Raw genomic sequence first — 18,084 nt, forward strand, 5'->3', positions numbered from 1 at the left:
TCCCGGCACGGCGAGGGGCCCGGCCGGGATCCGCACCCGCACCGGCCGGGCCCTTCTCCCCCGGTTCTCCCCCGGTCACGCAAAGAGGCCGGTGAGCCAGGTCTGCCAGGCGTCCTCGTTCTTCTTGGCGTCAGCGCCACTGGCGAAGTCGTGCACGCTGACGCCGACCGGCGCTCCGAAGTGGTTCCGGCCGAAGACGCGGTACATCGCCTCGTCCGTGCGCAGCCCGATGAAGTACGGGTTACGGAAGTCGACGACCGCGTCGACCGGACCGGCGCCGGGCACCTCGACCCGTACCGTGGCGCCCTGGTCCGCGTCGTCCGGCAGTCCGAGCCCGCGGCTGACGACCTCGAGCCCGCCCGGGGCGTTGGAGGCGGCGGGAGCCTCGAGGGTCGCGAAGGTGGCGGTGCGGCCGGTGAAGTGCTTGAGGTACTGCTGCAGGGTGTGCAGATAGAAGTCGGTGTGCTTGTTGGCACCGTCGTACTGGTTGTCCCAGTCGTCGACGAAGATGCCGCTGTGCACATAGCGCACCCAGGAGCCGCCGCCCTCGCGCTCTTCGATGACGTGCTCGAGCTGGTTGAAGGACTGCTGCGGCACGCCCTCCGGGCTCTCGGTGCGGCCGGTCAGATGCCGTGGCGGGTCCCACGCAGTGACGGTGCCGCCGAACGGCGCGGCGCCGCCCTCCCTGGGCTCGTACTCCATGGGCCACAGCCAGCCGCCCGTGCCGGTGGTGATCGCGTCCCACACCTGCTCGGGACTGGCGTCGACCTCGAACTCGCGGACGATCTCGAATTCCTTGGACATGATGACTCCTGATATTCAGGCGCTCCTGGGCGCGTGGATCACGTGGTGGACGCCCGAGCCGAACGTCGTGGAACGGACGACCTCGAGCGGGGTCTTGGCGAGCTCCTCCTGGAAGAGGCGCTTGCCGCTGCCGACGACGGGGGCGATGAGCAGCTTCCTCATGACGACTCCTCGATGGCCCTGGTGGCAGGGGGATCGGGCTTGACGGTGGGGTGGAGCGCGACGACGATCCGGTGCTCGCGGCCGCCCTCGGCGTTCTCGTCGTGGTACTTGGCGATCAGGGCGCCGACGCCGTGCGTCAGTTCCTCGACGAACGCGGCCCGGTCGGCGGCCGACGCGAAGCGGACCTCGCCGTCCAGCGCATAGGTCGCGAGCCGCTTGCGGGCCTTGGTGGCCCCGGTGATCAGGGTGCCGACATCACGTACGAGACGCGCGGCGACGGCGAGCATCCAGCGCGCCGAGAGCTGGTCGCGGAAGCGGGCCGGGTCCGGCTGCACCGCGGCCAGGGCGAGCGGCGAGATCACATACGAGGCCGCCGTGGCCCGCATCAGCCGCTCGGTGACATTGCCCTTCCTGCGCTCGCCGGCCAGCTCGACCAGGCCGTGCCGCTCCAGTGCCTTGAGGTGGTAGTTCACCTTCTGGCGGGGCAGTCCGACACGGCTCGCGAGCATGGCCGCCGACGCGGGCCCGGTGGCGAGCTCGGCGAGCAGCCGGGAACGCATGGGGTCCAGCGAGACGGCGGCGGCCGCCGAGTCCTCGATCACGGTGACGTCCAACATGGCTCCACCCTCCCACCGACAAATTAATTTGTCCAGACAGAATCGCTTGTCGGTTGAGGAGATCGCGGAATCCGTGCGTCCGCTCGGAGGTGCGGCCGCTGGTGCCGTGCGGAGCGTGTGGGCGCACCGGGAAAGCCGGCCGCCGGCCGTGCCCGCAGAGCGCGGCCGCGGCGCAACGTTGGCTGAATCCAGCGAGTCGCGCCCCAGAATCTTCAGTGGTCCAGACCCTTGAAGGTCACCCGGCGCCCGGCAACCGCTTTCGGACGTTCCGACCTGGATGCCCGATCGCGAGCCGGGAGCGGGCCGCCCTTTCGCAGAGGTGCGAAAGACGGTGATTCCCCGATCATCCCGGCAGCCGCTTCGCAGCCACTTTGCGCCAGGTTTCACAATGCCCACACAGATCCCCCAAAAGGCACCTCACTATGTGATCCGACAGAGAGCGGGACACGCGGGGCGTCGCCGGGACACGTCGACCACCGCAGGGGGGCAAGGGCATACCGGGCCATGTCCGGCATGCCCTTCAGGGGAGGAACACATACATGGGGCGCACCGTCCGCACGGCTGCCTTGTCCACTACGAGCGCACTTCTGCTGGCGCTCGCCGCGCCTGCCACCGGGGCCGTCGCGGCACCGGTGCCGCGTATCGATCTGAAGGTGCTGGTGGTGGACGACGGGGGTCCCGCCACCGCAGCCATCGCCGCCGAACTCGACGGCTCAGGAACGCCGTACACCCTGCTCGATCTTTCCGGGACGAACCGGCCGGTGATCGACGCGGGCTTCCTCGCCGACACCGTGGACGGGCGTCCACGCGCCAAGTACCAGGCCGTGGTGCTGCCCAGCGACAGTCCCGCCGGAGTGGGCGCCGCCGAGCTGGCGGCGCTGGCCTCGTACGAGCAGAGTTTCGCGATCCCGCAGGTCGACGCGTACACCTACGCCCGTCCCGAGGTCGGTCTGGACTACCCGGTCAACGGCGGGTACAGCGGCTCGCTGGACGGTGCGCGGGCCGAGGTGACGGCCGCCGGCAAGGCCGGTCCCTTCGGCTATCTCGACGGGCCCGTGCCCTTCGAGGACAACTCCCCTTCCGTGGGCGAGAGTTACGCACATGTCGCCAGGCCCGCAGCGGGCGCGGACTTCACCAGCTACGTCGAGGCACCGCTGCCCGGCTCGCAGCAGCGCGGTTCGATCGTCGGCGAGTACCGCCACGACGGCCGCCGCGAACTCGTCGTCACGTTCGTCTACAACCAGTACCAGCAGCAGTTCCGGCTGCTGGCCCGCGGCATCGTGAACTGGCTGACGCAGGGCGTCATGATCGGCGCGGCCCGCAACTACTTCGCCGTCCATGTCGACGATGTATTCGCCGCCGACGACCGCTGGGACAGCGTGCTCAACTGCACGCCGGGCGACGTGGACTGCCCCCCGGGCCAGGGCGGCGAGCCGGACCCGATCAGGATGACGGCCGCGGACGCGCAGTACGCGGCCCAGTGGTCCGCCACCAAGGGCTTCACACTGGACATGGTCTTCAACGGCGGCGGCAGCGAGCTGTTCAAGGAGGAGAACGCCGGCAGCGACCCGCTCGCACAGCAGCTCACCGCCGACAGAAACACCTACCGCTGGGTGAACCACACCTACAACCACCCCTTCCTCGGCTGCGTCCAGAACGTCACCGTCGTCCCCTGGGTGTGCACCAAGAACGCCGACGGCAGTACGCAGTACGTCAGCCAGGCCGAGATCTCCGCGCAGATCGGCGACAACCGGGCCTGGGGCCAGCGCGCCGGACTCCCGCTGCAGACGGACGAGTTGATCACCGGTGAGCACTCCGGAATGAAGATCCTGCCGCAGCAGCCGGACGACAGCCCGAACCTCGCGCCCGCACTCGTCGCCAACTCCGTCGGCTGGCTCGGCTCCGACAACTCCCGCGACCCCGCCCAGCGCCAGGTCGGCCCCGCCCGCACGGTGCCCCGCTACCCGATGAACGTCTTCTACAACGCGGGCCACACCCGCGAGCAGATCGACGAGTACAACTGGATCTACACCAGGGCCTCCGACGGCGGCAGCGGCATCTGTGAGACCGCGGCCAACTCCACCTGCCTGGAGGAGCCGCTCGACACGGGCACCGGATACGCGTCCTACGTGGTCCCGCTGGAGGCCCGCATCGGCCTCGGCCACGTTCTCGCCAACGACCCGCGGCCGCACTACATCCACCAGTCCAACCTGGCCGAGGACCGTATCGCCTACCCGGTGCTGAACCGCATCCTCGACGACTACGCGGCGATGTACGCCGACAACACCCCACTGGTCAATCTGCGCCACCGCGACATCGGCGCGGAGCTGCGCGACCGTGCCGCCTGGAACACCGCCGTCAAGGCGGGCCAGGTGACCGCGTACCGCATCGGCGACGCCGTCACGGTGCAGGCTCCCAGTGGGGTACGGGTCACCGCCACGATGCCGGCCGGCACCCGGCAGAACCTGTTCCTGGGCACCACCGGCTTCGGCAGCCCGTACGCCGGTTCCGTCTCCGGCTGGGTCGCGCCCGGACTGCTCCAGGACCGGGTGAGCCTCTCCCTGCCCGCCGCCGCGACGCCCGCTGCCCGTACCGCGAAGACGCCGAAGGCCACGCCGGTCCCGCCGGCCGCACCACGGCTGCCGCTTCCGTCGGGTGTGCGCCAGCGCGTTCCGTACGGCGTGACGGGCTGACAACCGCAGCACCAGCTGCAGACGAACTTCTCGCGGTCCCGGGGCCCAGCCCTGCCCCGGGCACCGCGGCATCCACGCGCCCCTGCCTGCCCGACGGGCGAGGCGCCCCTTCCCTTCTCGCACCCAGGGGAGCAGTTCCACATGGCCGAGCCACTTCGCGCGCCGCGGTCCGGCGCGCATCTGGTCACCCTCCTCACCGAAGGCACCTATCCGCACAGCCACGGCGGCGTGAGCGTGTGGTGCGACCAACTCGTCGGCGGAATGCCCGACTTCGACTTCCAGGTCATCGCGGTGACCGGCACCGGGCGGGAGACCCTCGCCTGGGAGCTGCCCGCACATGTCTCGCCGCCCGTCTCCGTCCCCATGTGGGGGCCCGACCCGACCGGGGCCGCGCCGCGCGGCAGAAGGCTGCGGCTGCTGATGGCCGCGTACGAGAAGTTCCTGACCTCGCTCCTCGACCCGGCGGCGGAGGCGCACTTCGGACCCGCTCTGTACGAACTGGCCCGCTCGGCCCGTGACGGTGTGCTCGCACCCGCACTGCGCACCGACCGGGCCGTGCGCACCCTGGTGGGCGTCTGGAACCGGCCCGACCTGCCGGTGTACGCCTCCCGGCCCACCCTGCACGACGCGTTGACCGCCACCGACCTGCTGGAACACGCACTGCGGCCACTGGCGGCAGCGCCACCGCAGCAGGGCGTCGCCCACGCGGTCAGCGGCGGCATCGCGGTCCTGCCGGGTCTGGCGGGCAGGCAGCTGTACGGCGTACCGCTGCTGCTCACCGAGCACGGCGTCTATCTGCGCGAGCGCTATCTCGGCTACCGCACCGGCCCCTACCGCTGGCCGGTGAAGGCGCTGCTGCTCGGCTTCTTCCGGCTGCTCGCCGAGGAGACGTACCGCGTGGCCGCGCTGGTCACGCCCGGCAACCGCTACAACCGCCTCTGGGAGGAGCGCGGCGGCGCCGATCCGCAGCTCATCCGAACCGTCTACAACGGCGTCGACCCTGCGGCCTTCCCGCCCGCCGGACCCGAACCGGACGCGCCCACGCTCAGCTGGGCCGGCCGCGTCGACCCGATCAAGGATCTTCAGACGCTGATCCGGGCCTTCGCGCTCGTACGGAAGGAGATACCCGAGGCGCGGCTGCGGCTCTTCGGCGGCACACCGCGCGGCGGCGAGGCGTACCGGGAGCGCTGCGAGGCGCTCGCCGCCGAGCTCGGACACGGCGATGCCGTCACCTTCGAAGGACGAGTGGAGGACATACGCGACGCCTACGCGGCGGGCAATGTCGTGATGCTCTCCAGCATCAGCGAGGGCTTTCCGTTCACGCTGATCGAGGCCATGTCCTGCGGGCGCGCCACCGTCTCCACCGACGTCGGCGGAGTGCGCGAGGCCGTCGGCGACAGCGGTCTTGTCGTACCGCCGCGGGAGCCGGAGGCGATGGCCCGCGCGGCACTGGAGCTGCTGCGCGATCCGCAGCGCCGCGGCGCGATGGGCGAGGCGGCGCGGCTGCGGGTGATCGAGCAGTTCACGCTCCGGCAGACCGTCGACACCTTCCGCTCCATCTATCTCGAACTCGCCCTGGGCACCGCCGAATCGGCGACCGGATCCACGGCGTCCCAGCAGACCGTCGGGGTACTCGCATGAGCGGCCCGCTACGCCTGGTGCCGGGCGAAGGCGACACGCTGCCGGCCGTGCCCAGGCCGCGCAGCAGGACCCGCGCCCGGCCCAGCTGGGCGGCGGATCCGATCGACGAGCTGGCCGAGCGCCTGGTCGAGCAGGTCGCGGTCGCCGTCCACCCGTACGAGGTGGCCGCCCTGCTCGAATCGGACGGCCTGACGGGGGATCAGATCAGCGAACGCTACGCGCGTCCGGATCTGTTCACGCTCGCCGAGGACCTCTACGCACGGGTGCCGCGCCACTACCCGGAGCCGCCGCCCGCACCCGACCCCTGGAGGCCCGACCATCTGCGCTGTGCGCTGCGCGGTCTGGTCTTCGCACTGCCCGGGCTGGCGTACGTACTCGGCGCCGGACTGTGGCACGGCACGGCGGACGTCTCCGGGCTGATCGCCGCCGCGCTGGCGGCCTGGGCCTGGAACCAGGCGCTCAGCCACCGCGCGTATCTGCGGCTCGCGGCCGAGGGGCGGGCAGCCGCCGGGCGCACCCTGCGCATCGGCGGCCCGGCCGGAGCTCTGGGGGCCGCCGTCACGGGCCTGCTCGTCTCGGGCCCCGGTACCGGCGCGGCGTTCGCCGCCGGACAGTCCTGCTATCTCGCCGCGGCGAGCGTTCTGCTCGTCCTCGGCCGCGAACGCGTACTGCTGCTCACCCTGCTGCCCGTCGCGGCAGGCGCGGCGGCGGCCTCGGTGTGGCGGCTCCCGGCGCCGCTCGCGCTGGGGCTGCTGCTCGCGACGGTGACACTCGCGGTCGCGGCCGCCGGGCATGCGATCCATGGGACGCTGCGGTCCGCGCCCACCGCCGCCGGAGCCAGGCCCAAGCTGCTGCGCTCGCTGCCGTACGGACTGTTCGGGCTGGCCGCAGGAGTGCTCGCGGCGCTGGCCGGGGCCGGCGATCCACGCTCGGTCGTCGTCCTCACGCTCAGCATGGGCTTCGCCGAGTGGCTGCTGTACCGCTATCGCTCGCTCGCCGTCGCCGCACTGCGCGAGAGCACCACCTCACGCGGCTTCACCCTGCGCGCCTGCCGGGCCCTGGCGCTCTGCCTCGGCGCGTATCTGACGGTGCTCGCGCTCGGCGCGCTGGTCGCCGGGACCGGGATCGCGCCGCTGCTCGTCCTGGGCGCCGTGCTCTGGACAGCGCTGCTGCTCCAGGCGTTCTCGGTGGCCTGGATGCCTGCCGCCGTGTGTCTCGCCGCCGCGGCCGCCGAGGCCGCGGCGCTGCCCGCGGGGCTGCCGCCGGGCCCTGTCCAACTGATCTGTCGTACCGCGGCGGCGGCCGTTCTGGTCGCCGGGGCCTGTCGGCTGTTCGGCCGGCCCACCGCACACCGCTGACCGTGTTCTGACACACCGAACCCGACCACCGAAACAGAGGAGCAGCTTTCGTGACAACCAACGCACTTGTCGCCGTCACCGGAGCCGAGGGCTTCATCGGATCGCATCTGACCGAGACGCTCGTCGCCGCCGGCTTCCGGGTCCGCGCCATGGCCCAGTACAACTCCTTCTCCTCCTACGGATGGCTGGAGACGCTCTCTCCCGACACCCTCGACCAGGTCGAGATCGTCCTCGGGGACGTCCGCGACCCCGGCTCCGTGCATCAGCTCGCCGAGGGCGCCGAGGCCGTCTACCACCTCGCCGCACTGATCGCGATCCCGTACTCGTACCGGGCCCCGCACAGCTACGTGGACACCAATGTCACGGGCACTCTCAATGTGCTGGAGGTGGTGCGCAAGCTGGGGATCCCCCGTCTGGTGCACACCTCCACCAGCGAGACGTACGGCACCGCGCAGACCGTGCCGATCACCGAGGACCATCCCATCAACACCCAGTCCCCGTACGCCGCTTCGAAGGCCGGCGGCGACCGGCTCGCCGACAGCTACCACGCCAGCTTCGACACTCCGGTGGTCACCCTGCGCCCGTTCAACACCTTCGGGCCGCGCCAGTCGATGCGGGCGGTCATCCCGACCGTCATCGGCCAGGTCGCGGCGGGCGAACGGGTCATCACGCTCGGGGATCTGCGCCCCACACGGGACTTCCTCTACGTGAAGGACACCGCACGTGCCTTTCTCGCCGTCGGCACCGCGCCGGCCGAGGACGTCGTCGGCCAGACCTTCAACGCAGGGACCGGCAGTGAGATCTCGATCGGCGAACTCACCCGGCTCATCGGCAAGTTGATGGACGCCGATCTCGACGTACGCGAGGACGAAGAGCGCATCCGGCCGGCGGGCTCCGAGGTGATGCGGCTGGTCGCCGACGCCACCCGGCTGCGCACGGCCACCGGCTGGCAGCCCGAGCTCGACCTGACGGACGGGCTCGCGCACACCATCGGTTTCTTCCGCGACCCGGCGAACCTCGCCCGCTACAAGACCGGCATCTACAACGTCTGACCGCGCTCGACCGCCGCGTCCGCAAGCGCCACCCAACAGAACACCGACAGTACTGACAGGGGAGTCTTCATGCACGCAGTGATCCTCGCCGGAGGCAAGGGCGTCCGCCTCCGGCCGTACACCACCGCGTTACCGAAGCCGCTGGTGCCCATCGGTGACCAACACGCGATCCTCGAGATAGTGCTGCGCCAGCTCGCCGCCGCCGGCTTCACCAGCTGCACCATCGCCATCGGCCACCTCGGACACATCATCCGCGCGTACGTCGGCAACGGCTCCCAATGGGGCCTGCGCGTCGGCTACTCCACCGAGGACAGCCCGCTCGGCACCATGGGCCCGCTGCTCACGATGATGGACCGGCTGCCCGACGAGTTCCTCGTCATGAACGGCGACATCCTCACCGACCTCGACTACGGGGACGTCATCAGGCAGCACCGGGAGTCCGACGCACCGCTCACCGTCGCCACCTACGCCCGCAAGGTCGCCATCGACTTCGGGGTGCTCACCACGGAGTCGGGCAAGGTCGTCGGCTTCGCCGAGAAGCCGAGCATCGACTACCGCGTCTCCATGGGCGTGTACGGACTCAACCGGGAAACCCTCGCCGGCTACACGCCCGGTCTGCCGCTCGGCTTCGACGAGCTCGTACTGGACCTGCTCAAGGCCCAGAACCCGCCGCACGCCTACGACTTCGACGGCTACTGGCTCGACATCGGCCGCCCCGACGACTACGACCGGGCGAACGCGGAGTTCACCACCCACCGCGGTCTCCTCCTCAAGGGAGCGTGAGAGGTTCCGTGCGCATCCTCCTCCTGGGCTCCACCGGATTCCTGGGCGGGCACACCGCCGAGCAGCTGCGCGCCCTGCCGGGCGTGCGGCTGCTCGTCGGCGGGCGGTCCGCGGCGGCCGATGTGCCCTTCGACCTCACCGCCGGTCCCGGCGTCCTCGCGGACGCGCTGCACGCCGCCTCGCCCTCCGTCGTCGTCAACTGCGCGGGCGCGGTGGCCGGCAGCGCCGTACACCTCACCGACATCAACGCGCGCGGTCCGGCCGCGCTCTGCGAGGCGCTGCGGGACGCGGCACCGGGCGCCCGGCTCGTCCATCTCGGGTCCGCCGCGGAGTACGGGCCGACCGCACCCGGCTCGCCCGTCGCCGAGTCGGCCGCAACCAGGCCGCTGAGCCCTTACGGAGCCACCAAGCTGGCCGGTACGGTCGCCGTCAACTCCTCCGGACTCGACGCGGTCGTGCTCCGCGTCTTCAACCCCGTCGGTCCCGGTGCGCCCGCCGCGGGGCTGCCCGGACGGCTCGCCGGCGAGCTGCGGCGGGCCGGTGACGAGGGCGCCGTCCAGGTCGGCGACCTGTCCGCGCACCGTGACTTCGTCGACGCACGGGACGTCGCGGACGCGGCCGTCCGCGCGGCGACGGCTGCCGGGCCGCTGCCGCCCGTACTCAACATCGGCAGCGGCCGCGCCACCGCGGTACGCGAACTGGCGGACTCACTGGTGCGGGTGGCCGGCTTCCGCGGCCGCCTCGAGCAGACGGGCGACGGCTCGGCGCGTTCGCCGGCCGTGTCCTGGCAGTGCGCGGACATCGCGGCGGCGCGTGCCGCGCTGGACTGGCGACCGGAACGCACCTTGGACGACTCCCTCACCGCCCTGTGGGAGTCATCGGCCCCGGCCGGGGCAGCCCGATGACCGGGGCGACGGGGCGGGTCGTGTGCTTCGACGGCTGGGCCGCAGAGACGCGCGCACCGGCGGCGAGCATCCGGCCCGCGCCCGGCAACCACCAGCCGCACCGCGGCGATCCGGGCTCCGCCGGCACGGCATCGGAGGGCCGTCACGCATGACACTCCTCGTGCCGATGTACGTCCACCCCGCCGTCAACCCCGACGCCTGGGACGTCCTCGTCGCCTCCGCACCACTCCTCTACGGCGTGGTGCTCAATATCGACGACGGACCCGGCAACGCCCCCGACCCGGCGTTCGCCGCCGCCGTCCGCGCACTGCGGGCGGCCGGTGTACGGGTGCTGGGATACGCGGACACGGACTACGGGCGCCGCCCGGCCCGGGCGGTCGTGCACGACTTCGAGCGCTACCGCGAGTGGTACGCCACGGACGGGTTCTTCCTCGACCAGGTCGCTCCCGACGCGGCCGGGCTGCGCCACTACCGGCGGCTGACCCGTGCCGCGCGGCCGCGCGGCGGGCAGACCGTCGTGCTCAACCCGGGCGTCCATCCCGCCGCCGGCTATGCGGCGCTCGCCGATCTGCTGGTCACCTTCGAGGGCGGCTGGGACGCCTACCGGGTGGCCCCGGCCGCCCCGTCCTGGACCGCCGGTCATCCGCCGGCCCGCTTCTGTCACCTGGTGCACGGGGTGCCGGCCGGGCTCTGCGGGCTCGCCGCCCGTACCGCGGAACTCCGCCGTGCCGCGGTGCACTGCGCCGTACCCGGCCACGGGCCCAACCCGTGGTCGGCACTGCCGCCCGTTCTCCGGAAGGCCTCATGAACTGCACGACCCGGCTGCGGACCGTGATCCTCGGCCTCGCTCTTCTGCTGCTGGCAGCCTGCTCGGCGCCGCCTCCGGACCCCACCCCGGATCACCCCACTCCAGGACCGCGCTGGCTGCCGCGGCCCGGTACCGCCTGGCAGTGGCAGCTCGACGGCCCGATCGACGACCGCGTCGACGTACCGGTCTACGACATCGACGGCTTCGAGAACGACGCGGCGACCGTCCGCCGGCTCCACCGGGCCGGCCGCAAGGTCATCTGCTACATCAACGCCGGCGCGTGGGAGTCCTTCCGCCCCGACCACAGGAACTTCTCCGCCGCCGTCCTGGGCGGCCAGAACGGCTGGGAGGGTGAACGCTGGCTGGACATCCGCCGTCTCGACACCCTCCGCCCGCTGATGGCCGAGCGCATGGACATCTGCCGGTCACGCGGCTTCGACGCGGTCGAGCCCGATCTGCTGGACGCCTATCTCAACGAGACCGGCTTTCCGCTGACCGCCGCGCACCAGCTCGCGTACAACCGCATGATCGCGCGCCTGGCGCACGAGCGCGGCCTGTCGGTGGGGCTGAAGAACGATCTGCCTCAAGTGCCCCAGCTGGTGGGCGATTTCGACTTCGCCGTGAACGAGGAATGCGCGCAGTACGGCGACTGCGCGGCGCTGACACCTTTTGTGAAGGCCGGCAAGGCGGTCTTCCATGTCGAGTACGCGCTCCCGGTCGACAAGTTCTGCAAGCGTGCTCGCCAGCTGGGGCTCAGTTCCATGCGCAAGAAGCTCGATCTGGGGGTGTGGCGCCAGCCGTGCTGAGGGCACGGCTGAAGGAGAGCCGCTCTCCTTCAGCTCGAGGCGAGTACGGCCTGTACGGTCTTGCCGCCACCGGGTCCGCCGCGCACGGCGAAGTGCTGCGCGAGCTGACGCACCAACGCGATGCCCCGCCCACCCTCGTCCGTCTCCTGCGCTGAACACAACCGCGGCGGTATGGGACTGCTGTCCTCCACTTCGACGGTGACCAGTCCGGTGTCGATGTGCAGCCGGAGTCGGCAGCCGCTGCGGCCGTGCCGGGTGGCATTGGCGACGAGCTCCGAGACGACCAGGGTCACGTCTTGCACCTGGTCCCCGGACACCTCCTCGCCGCGTCCGCTGGTGAGGAAGGCGGTCGTCAGATGCCGCGCCCAGCGGGCCGATGTCTCTGCCTGCGGCAGGGTGTACGTCGCGCATGCGGCTCGCCGACGGGCTTGCCTGTGCGCACGCATGGAATCACTCCGTTCCTCACTGGGCAGTCTTCACTCGGCAGCCGGTTCAGGCCAAGAAAACCGACCGGGGCAGCCGTCGGAGGCGTCCACGCAACGACAGGCCCCTCACCCCTGTGATGCCCGGGTGGCACGATCGGCAATCAGCCGCGGGGCCTGTCTTTGGGTCGGCAAGCCTCACAGCACGCGCCGGCCCTTCCCCAGCGCGATGACTCCGTTCTTCGAGACGGTGTAAAGCTCCTGGTCGCGCTCGGGGTTGACGCCGATCGTCGCGCCGGGCGGGACATCCACGTTCTTGTCCAGGATCGAGCCACGAACCACCGCGCCCCGACCGATGCGAACGTTGTCGTGGAGGACCGAGCCCTGCACCACCGCCCCTTCTCCGACGACGACGCCGGGCGAGAGCACGGACCGGGTGACCTGGCCGCGGACGACACAGCCGGGGCTGATGATCGACTCGCTCGCGATGCCCGCGCCGATGAGGCGGGCGGGCGGCAGCTGGCCGGAGTGGGTGTAGAGGGGCCAGCGCCGGTTGTCGAGGTCGAAGACCGGACGGTCCGGAATCAGATCCATATGGGCTTCGTAGTACGTGTCGATGGTGCCCACATCACGCCAGTAACCGTGCTCCCGCGCACTCTCACCGGGCACATGGTTCTCATCGAAGTCGTAGAGGTGTGCCACACCGCGCTCGGTGAGCATCGGCAGTATCGAGCCGCCCATGTCATGGACCGAGCGCTCGTCCTCGGCGTCCCGGTGGAGAGCGTCCACGAGCACCTTGGTGGAGAAGAGGTAGTTGCCCATGGAGGCGAATACCCGGCCGGGGTCGCCCTGCAGCCCCGGCGGGTCGGCGGGCTTCTCCAGGAACCGCTCGACCCGACCACCGTCGGAGGCGGGTGTGATGATCCCGAAGGAGGACGCTTCGGCGCGCGGCACCTTGATCCCGGCGACGGTGACGCCGGCTCCGCTCTCGATGTGCCGCTGCAGCATCTGTCGCGGATCCATCCGGTAGACGTGGTCGGCGCCGAACACCGCGATGTAGTCGGGCTGTTCGTCGTTGACGAGGTTGAGTGACTGCAGGATCGCGTCCGCACTGCCGAGATACCAGCGCCGGCCGAGCCGCTGCTGGGCCGGTACGGGCGTGACGTAGTTGCCGAGCAGACTCGACATCCGCCAGGTGGTGGTCACATGGCGGTCCAGCGAGTGCGACTTGTACTGGGTCAGTACGCAGATACGCAGGATGTCGCCGTTGACGAGGCTGGAGAGGACGAAATCGACGAGCCGGTACATGCCGCCGAAGGTCACCGCCGGTTTTGCCCGGTCGGCGGTGAGCGGCATCAGCCGCTTGCCCTCCCCGCCGGCCAGTACGATTCCGAGCACCGAAGGTCCACCGCGCATCGCGCCCCCTCTATGCGTGCCATGCCCGCCATGCCCGCCATGGCCGCTATGGCTGTTTGAGCAACTCCTCGTACACCTCGTACGTGCGCCGGGCCACCTGGTCCCAGCCGAACTCGCGTACCGCGCGATCGCGTCCGGCCGCGCCCATCCTCGCTGCCTCCCCGGCGTCGTCGAGAACCCGGTTCACCGACTGGGTGAGACCCGACTCGAAGGCTTCGGGGTGAGCGGCGTCGTAGGGCACGAGCAGTCCCGTGCGTCCGTCGTCCACGACCTCGGGGATGCCGCCGACCGCCGACGCGACGACGGCCGTTCCGCAGGCCATGGCCTCCAGATTGACGATGCCCAGCGGCTCGTACACCGAGGGGCAGACGAACACCGCGGCATGGCTGAGGAGTTGGATCACCTGTGGACGCGGCAGCATCTCGGGAATCCAGTGCACCCCGTCGCGTACGCGGTCCAGCTCCTCGACCAGCTCCCGGAACTCATGTCCGATCTCCGGGGTGTCGGGGGCGCCGGCCGCCAGCACCAGCTGGGCGTCCGGGTCGAAGGAGCGGGCGGCGCGCAGCAGATGCGGGACGCCTTTCTGCCGGGTGATACGGCCGACGAAGAGGACGAACGGGCGGTGCGGGTCGAGGCCGATGCGCTCGAGTGCGGTCGTCTCGTGGTCGGGACGGTACATACGGGTGTCGATGCCGTTGTGGACGACATGCACCCGGTCCGGATCGAGGGCGGGATAGCAGGCGAGGATGTCGGCGCGCATACCGCGGGAGACGGCGATCACCGCGTCCGCGGCCTCGATCGCCGTGCGCTCGGCCCAGCTGGAGAGGGCGTAGCCGCCGCCCAGCTGCTCGGCCTTCCAGGGGCGCAGTGGCTCCAGCGAGTGCGCGGTCATCACATGCGGTACGCCGTGGAGCAGCTTGGCGAGATGACCGGCGAGATTGGCGTACCAGGTGTGGGAGTGGACCAGTTCGCGGCCCTGGAGCTCGGCGGCCATCGCGAGGTCGACGGAGAAGGCGCGCAGTGCGTCGTTCGCGCCGTCGAGTCCGGCGAGCGGCTGGTGGCGCAGGACCCCTTCGGCCGCGCCCTCGCCCCAGCAGTGCACCTCGATGTCGGCGAGGGCGCGTAACTCCCGGGCCAGGAACTCCACATGGACCCCGGCGCCCCCGTAGACGTCCGGCGGATACTCGCGCGTGAGCAGTCCCACCTTCACGGAGACTCACCTCGCGAAGGCGGTCGGCTCAGCCCCCATGGCCTGCTTTCCGGCCGGGGGGCCGACCCGCGGCGGAGCCGCAATCGGGGACTGCGTCCCCCAGGAAGAAACAGCACCCCACGATGGTCACTCACATACGGCGTGCGCGGAAGACCGCGGTCAGGACCGCTGCGCGGAGCGCTGCGGCGGACGGTCGAAGACACAGTCGCCGCACAGCCCGCCCCCCGGGCAGCGGTAGTAGAGACAGCAGCTGCGGCGCCGCAGCGCGGGACCGTGGACCGTGCCGGACAGATCGGGGTGGGCGAGGAGTCCGGCGGCGAGCGCCGATGCCCGTTCGCCCACTTCCGGCCGGCCACTGCGCCGCGCCCAGGCGTGGAGCTCGCGTACGGCCCCGGCGAGTGCGGAGCCCGCGTTGCCCCACAGCAGTTGCCGGGAGATCCGTACGTCGCCGTGGAGCGCGTCCGCCAGGGGGACGAGGTGGCCGTACTGCACCACCTCGCGGACCGTTTCCGCGGTCGCCGGCAGCGGATGTGCGACGGTCAGCCGCAGATCGTCGGGCGCGCTGCGGTCCGGGTCCCAGTGCAGCCGCGCGGGGTCGAGGTCGGGCAGCAGTCCGTGCAGCGCGGCGGAGCCCAGCGCGACCGACCAGAGCCGGGCCGCGAGTCCCAGGTGGGCGATGGAGGCGGCGACCCTGCGCTCGGGGGCGCGAAGGCGGGCTGCGACCGTGTCGATACGGGCCGTGAGCGGCGCCGTGTCGCCCGCGTACAGCCGCGCAAGCGGGAGCTGCCGCTCGCCCGGTGTGCCGGTCCGCAGGGCGAAGAAGCCACCGACGGAGCCCACCTCCTCCAGATCCACGACCACGCTCCCGCTCTCTGTCATCATCCGTACGAGGTGTTCTGCCCCTGACATGCGGCATGCCCGCACCAGGTCACCGTAGTCACGGCTCGCGATGCCCGGCCGGGGCGGGGACACTGGACGGAGAACGCCGTATGCGTCCATATGGGTGAGTACGTCTTGGAACTGAGCCGGTCGGTCTCCCCCTCGCCGACGTGCGCCCCCGCCGAGAGGGGGATTTGACCGACGCGCGTACTACTTCGGCAGTAGGTCCAAGTGCCTGCTCAAGGACGACGACGTGAACGCTGAAGCGGGAGATCGTGGTCTCTATGAGTTCCCTCGCGCTGGCCGTGGTGCTGTCACTGGTCTCCGCGGTCGCTTATGCGGCCGGGGCGATCACGCAGGAGCATGTCGCTGCCTCCACCTCGGCCCGGCCGTACGCACCGCTGCACCACGCCGCGTGGTGGGGCGCCGTCGCTCTCAACGGGCTCGGCGCCGTGCTGCATGTGATGGCGCTGGCGTACGGGCCGCTGAGCCTGGTCCAGCCGCTCGGCGCGCTGACCATCGTCTTCGCGCTGCCGATGGCGGCGCTGTTCGTACGGCGCAGGGCTGGGGCCGCCGCCTGGCGCGGCGCGATCATGGCGACCGCCGGGCTGGCCGGGCTGCTGGCGCTGACCGGCACATCCACCTCCCACTCGTTGGACGGCGGGCAGCGCGGGGTGCTGGCCGCCGCGACCTTCGGCGGTGTGGCGCTGCTCTTCCTGGCCGCCCAGACCGTGAACCGGCCGATCATCCGCAGTGTGCTGCTCGCCGCCGCCGCGGGTGTGGCCTTCGGTATCGCCTCGGTGTTCACCAAAACCGTCGCGGTGGACTGGACGTGGTCCGCGCCGCTCGACCAGTGGCCGAGCCTGCTGGTGATCGCCGCCCTGGCCTGCGGTGGTCTACTGCTCTCCCAGTCCTCCTACCACGGCGCGGGACTCGCTGCCCCGCTGGCCACCGTCACGGTCGTCAATCCGGTGGTGGCGGCCGCTGTCGGCATCACGATGTTCGGTGAGACCTTCCGGTACGGCGTGCCGGGCACCGTGTTCGCGCTCGGCTTCGGTGTCGTGGCGGCGGGCGGGCTGATGCTGCTGACGACAGAGCGGATCAAGGCGACGCGCGCGGAGGCGGAATCACCGGCGGAGACGGACGCGCGGATGCGCCCCGCGCAACAGCCGGTCCGCCGATCGGAACCGCGGATGCGCCACGTGGAACCCCGAGGGCGCCACGTACCTCCGCACGGGCGCCCGTCAGACGGAGACGCCGCCCGATCTGAGGTAGGCGACGGGATCGATGTCGGACCCGTATCCGGGACCCGTACGCACCTCGAAATGGAGATGCGGCCCTGAGCTGTTGCCGGTGGAACCCGAGCGTGCGATCCGCTGACCGCTGCTGACCTGCTGGCCGGAGCGCACGGTGAGCGCCGACAGGTGCGCGTACTGGCTGTACTTGCCGTCCGCGTGGCGGATGACGACCTGATAGCCGTACGCGTCGCCCCAGCCGGCCGAGACGACGCGGCCGGAGGCGACGGCCTTCACCGAGGTGCCGGTGGGGACCGGGAAGTCCAGGCCGGTGTGGTAACCACTGGCCCAGGAGGAGCCGGGCTTGCCGTAGGGGGTGCCGGGGCTCGCTTGCACGGGGGCGCTGAGTCCGCTCCGGTGCGCGGGCTTGGCCGCATGCACCTGCTTGGGCGCCTGCTTCTTGGGTGCCTGCTGCTTGGGCCGCTCCTGCTTCGGTGCCTGCTGCTTGGGCCGGTCCTGCTTCGGTGCCTGCTGCTTGGGCCGGTCCTTCGGCTTCTGCTGGGCCGGCGCAGCGGTCGGGTCGGGCCTCGGGTCGGGCTTGGGAGCCTCGATGCGCAGGATCAGCTTCTGGCCCGGGTGGATGAGGTCGGGGTCGGGGCCGACGACGGTGCGGTTCTGTGCGTACAGCTGATGCCAGCCGCCCCTGACCTGCTCGGAGTCCGCGATCTTGGAGAGTGAGTCGCCGCGGGCGACCGTGTAGCCCTCGCGATGTGTGGGCACGGTGGTCGGCGTGGCCTTCTTCGGCGCTGCCTTGCGTTCGTATCTGTGCTCACTCTGCGGCGCTAATCGCCTCTCCGGTGCGATGTCGGGGGCGTCACCGCCACGGGTGAGCCCGGCGCGTGCGGAGCAGACGGGCCAGGCCCCGGGGCCCTGGCCCTTGAGGACCCTCTCGGCGATGGCTATCTGCTGGTCCTTGCCGGCGAGATCCGCGCGCGGGGCGAACTCCCTGCCCCCGTACGCCTCCCAGGTGGACTGGGTGAACTGCAGCCCGCCGTAGTAGCCGTTGCCGGTGTTGATCTTCCAGTTGTTGGTGGACTCGCAGGACGCGACCTTCTCCCAGACGTCCACCGAGGCAGCATGGGTCGTGCCCGCGCCGATGAGCGGCAGAGCCATGCCCGCACCGCCCGCCGTGACAGTGAGAGAAGCACGGTTGATGCGGCTCGGCTGGTATCGGCGGTGCCGACCGGTTGCGGCCATCTCGGGACTCCCCCACTGGTATGCAGGTCACATCAC

Annotated in this window: 17 protein-coding genes; 9 read left to right on the top strand and 8 right to left on the bottom strand. The window is 71.2% G+C overall.

Annotated features, from left to right (window positions below):
• Nucleotides 1–75: 75 nt before the first annotated feature.
• From ACFWDI_RS27085 to ACFWDI_RS27095, 3 genes are read right to left on the bottom strand one after another with little or no spacing between them, the layout of a single operon-like run.
• Nucleotides 76–804, bottom strand: coding sequence for an SRPBCC domain-containing protein (locus ACFWDI_RS27085; RefSeq protein ID WP_385307615.1), 729 nt, complete (start codon nucleotides 802–804; stop codon nucleotides 76–78).
• A gap of 15 nt (nucleotides 805–819) precedes the next feature.
• Nucleotides 820–966, bottom strand: coding sequence for a hypothetical protein (locus ACFWDI_RS27090; protein WP_385307617.1), 147 nt, complete (start codon nucleotides 964–966; stop codon nucleotides 820–822).
• Nucleotides 963–1,583, bottom strand: a complete 621-nt coding sequence (locus ACFWDI_RS27095) for an ArsR/SmtB family transcription factor (RefSeq protein ID WP_385307619.1) — start codon at nucleotides 1,581–1,583, stop codon at nucleotides 963–965. Before ACFWDI_RS27095 ends, ACFWDI_RS27090 begins: the two co-directional genes overlap by 4 nt.
• Nucleotides 1,584–2,122: 539 nt before the next feature.
• Here ACFWDI_RS27095 and ACFWDI_RS27100 point away from each other — a divergent pair.
• The 8 genes from ACFWDI_RS27100 (at nucleotide 2,123) to ACFWDI_RS27135 (ending at nucleotide 11,629) form a co-directional block, all read left to right on the top strand.
• Nucleotides 2,123–4,276 carry a hypothetical protein gene (locus tag ACFWDI_RS27100; RefSeq protein ID WP_385307621.1) on the top strand — a complete coding sequence of 718 codons (2,154 nt, stop codon included), beginning with the start codon at nucleotides 2,123–2,125 and terminating at the stop codon, nucleotides 4,274–4,276.
• A 141-nt stretch (nucleotides 4,277–4,417) separates the two neighbouring features.
• Entirely contained in the window at nucleotides 4,418–5,917 is a 1,500-nt protein-coding gene (gene pelF / locus ACFWDI_RS27105) for a GT4 family glycosyltransferase PelF (RefSeq protein WP_385307623.1), read from the top strand.
• The gene (locus ACFWDI_RS27110) at nucleotides 5,914–7,275 is read left to right on the top strand and encodes a hypothetical protein (RefSeq protein ID WP_385307625.1); all 1,362 of its coding nucleotides are present in this window, start codon (nucleotides 5,914–5,916) and stop codon (nucleotides 7,273–7,275) included. Before pelF ends, ACFWDI_RS27110 begins: the two co-directional genes overlap by 4 nt.
• Nucleotides 7,276–7,325: 50 nt before the next feature.
• Nucleotides 7,326–8,327, top strand: a complete 1,002-nt coding sequence (locus ACFWDI_RS27115; protein WP_385307627.1) for an SDR family NAD(P)-dependent oxidoreductase — start codon at nucleotides 7,326–7,328, stop codon at nucleotides 8,325–8,327.
• A 69-nt stretch (nucleotides 8,328–8,396) separates the two neighbouring features.
• Nucleotides 8,397–9,110: an NDP-sugar synthase gene (locus tag ACFWDI_RS27120; protein WP_385307629.1), complete on the top strand. Its 714-nt coding sequence runs from the start codon at nucleotides 8,397–8,399 to the stop codon at nucleotides 9,108–9,110.
• Nucleotides 9,111–9,118: 8 nt separating this feature from the next.
• A complete protein-coding gene (locus tag ACFWDI_RS27125) occupies nucleotides 9,119–10,015 on the top strand; it encodes an NAD-dependent epimerase/dehydratase family protein (protein WP_385307630.1) in 897 nt (298 codons plus the stop codon).
• Between the two features lie 148 nt (nucleotides 10,016–10,163).
• On the top strand, nucleotides 10,164–10,823 hold the full coding sequence (locus ACFWDI_RS27130) for a spherulation-specific family 4 protein (RefSeq protein ID WP_385307632.1): 660 nt from the start codon (nucleotides 10,164–10,166) through the stop codon (nucleotides 10,821–10,823).
• Entirely contained in the window at nucleotides 10,820–11,629 is an 810-nt protein-coding gene (locus tag ACFWDI_RS27135) for an endo alpha-1,4 polygalactosaminidase (RefSeq protein ID WP_327327382.1), read from the top strand. The genes ACFWDI_RS27130 and ACFWDI_RS27135 overlap by 4 nt, the downstream gene beginning before the upstream one ends.
• A 29-nt stretch (nucleotides 11,630–11,658) precedes the next feature.
• Here the strand turns inward: ACFWDI_RS27135 and ACFWDI_RS27140 are convergent, their stop codons facing one another.
• From ACFWDI_RS27140 to ACFWDI_RS27155, 4 genes are all read right to left on the bottom strand, one after another.
• Nucleotides 11,659–12,075 (bottom strand): ATP-binding protein, encoded by a 417-nt coding sequence (locus ACFWDI_RS27140; RefSeq protein WP_385307633.1) that lies wholly within the window; start codon nucleotides 12,073–12,075, stop codon nucleotides 11,659–11,661.
• Between the two features lie 174 nt (nucleotides 12,076–12,249).
• Entirely contained in the window at nucleotides 12,250–13,467 is a 1,218-nt protein-coding gene (gene glgC, locus ACFWDI_RS27145; RefSeq protein WP_385307634.1) for a glucose-1-phosphate adenylyltransferase, read from the bottom strand.
• A 46-nt stretch (nucleotides 13,468–13,513) separates the two neighbouring features.
• On the bottom strand, nucleotides 13,514–14,677 hold the full coding sequence (gene glgA, locus ACFWDI_RS27150; RefSeq protein ID WP_385307635.1) for a glycogen synthase: 1,164 nt from the start codon (nucleotides 14,675–14,677) through the stop codon (nucleotides 13,514–13,516).
• Nucleotides 14,678–14,836: 159 nt separating this feature from the next.
• A complete protein-coding gene (locus tag ACFWDI_RS27155) occupies nucleotides 14,837–15,586 on the bottom strand; it encodes a (2Fe-2S)-binding protein (protein ID WP_385307636.1) in 750 nt (249 codons plus the stop codon).
• Nucleotides 15,587–15,840: 254 nt separating this feature from the next.
• Here ACFWDI_RS27155 and ACFWDI_RS27160 point away from each other — a divergent pair, with 254 nt between their 5' ends.
• On the top strand, nucleotides 15,841–16,899 hold the full coding sequence (locus ACFWDI_RS27160) for a DMT family transporter (protein WP_385307637.1): 1,059 nt from the start codon (nucleotides 15,841–15,843) through the stop codon (nucleotides 16,897–16,899).
• On the opposite strand, the gene ACFWDI_RS27165 is transcribed toward ACFWDI_RS27160, so the two are convergent.
• Nucleotides 16,801–18,048: a transglycosylase family protein gene (locus tag ACFWDI_RS27165; protein WP_385307639.1), complete on the bottom strand. Its 1,248-nt coding sequence runs from the start codon at nucleotides 18,046–18,048 to the stop codon at nucleotides 16,801–16,803. The two genes, ACFWDI_RS27160 and ACFWDI_RS27165, sit on opposite strands and share 99 nt — an antisense overlap.
• Nucleotides 18,049–18,084: the final 36 nt, after the last annotated feature.

Source organism: Streptomyces sp. NPDC060064 (assembly GCF_042736455.1).
Lineage (GTDB): Bacteria > Actinomycetota > Actinomycetes > Streptomycetales > Streptomycetaceae > Streptomyces.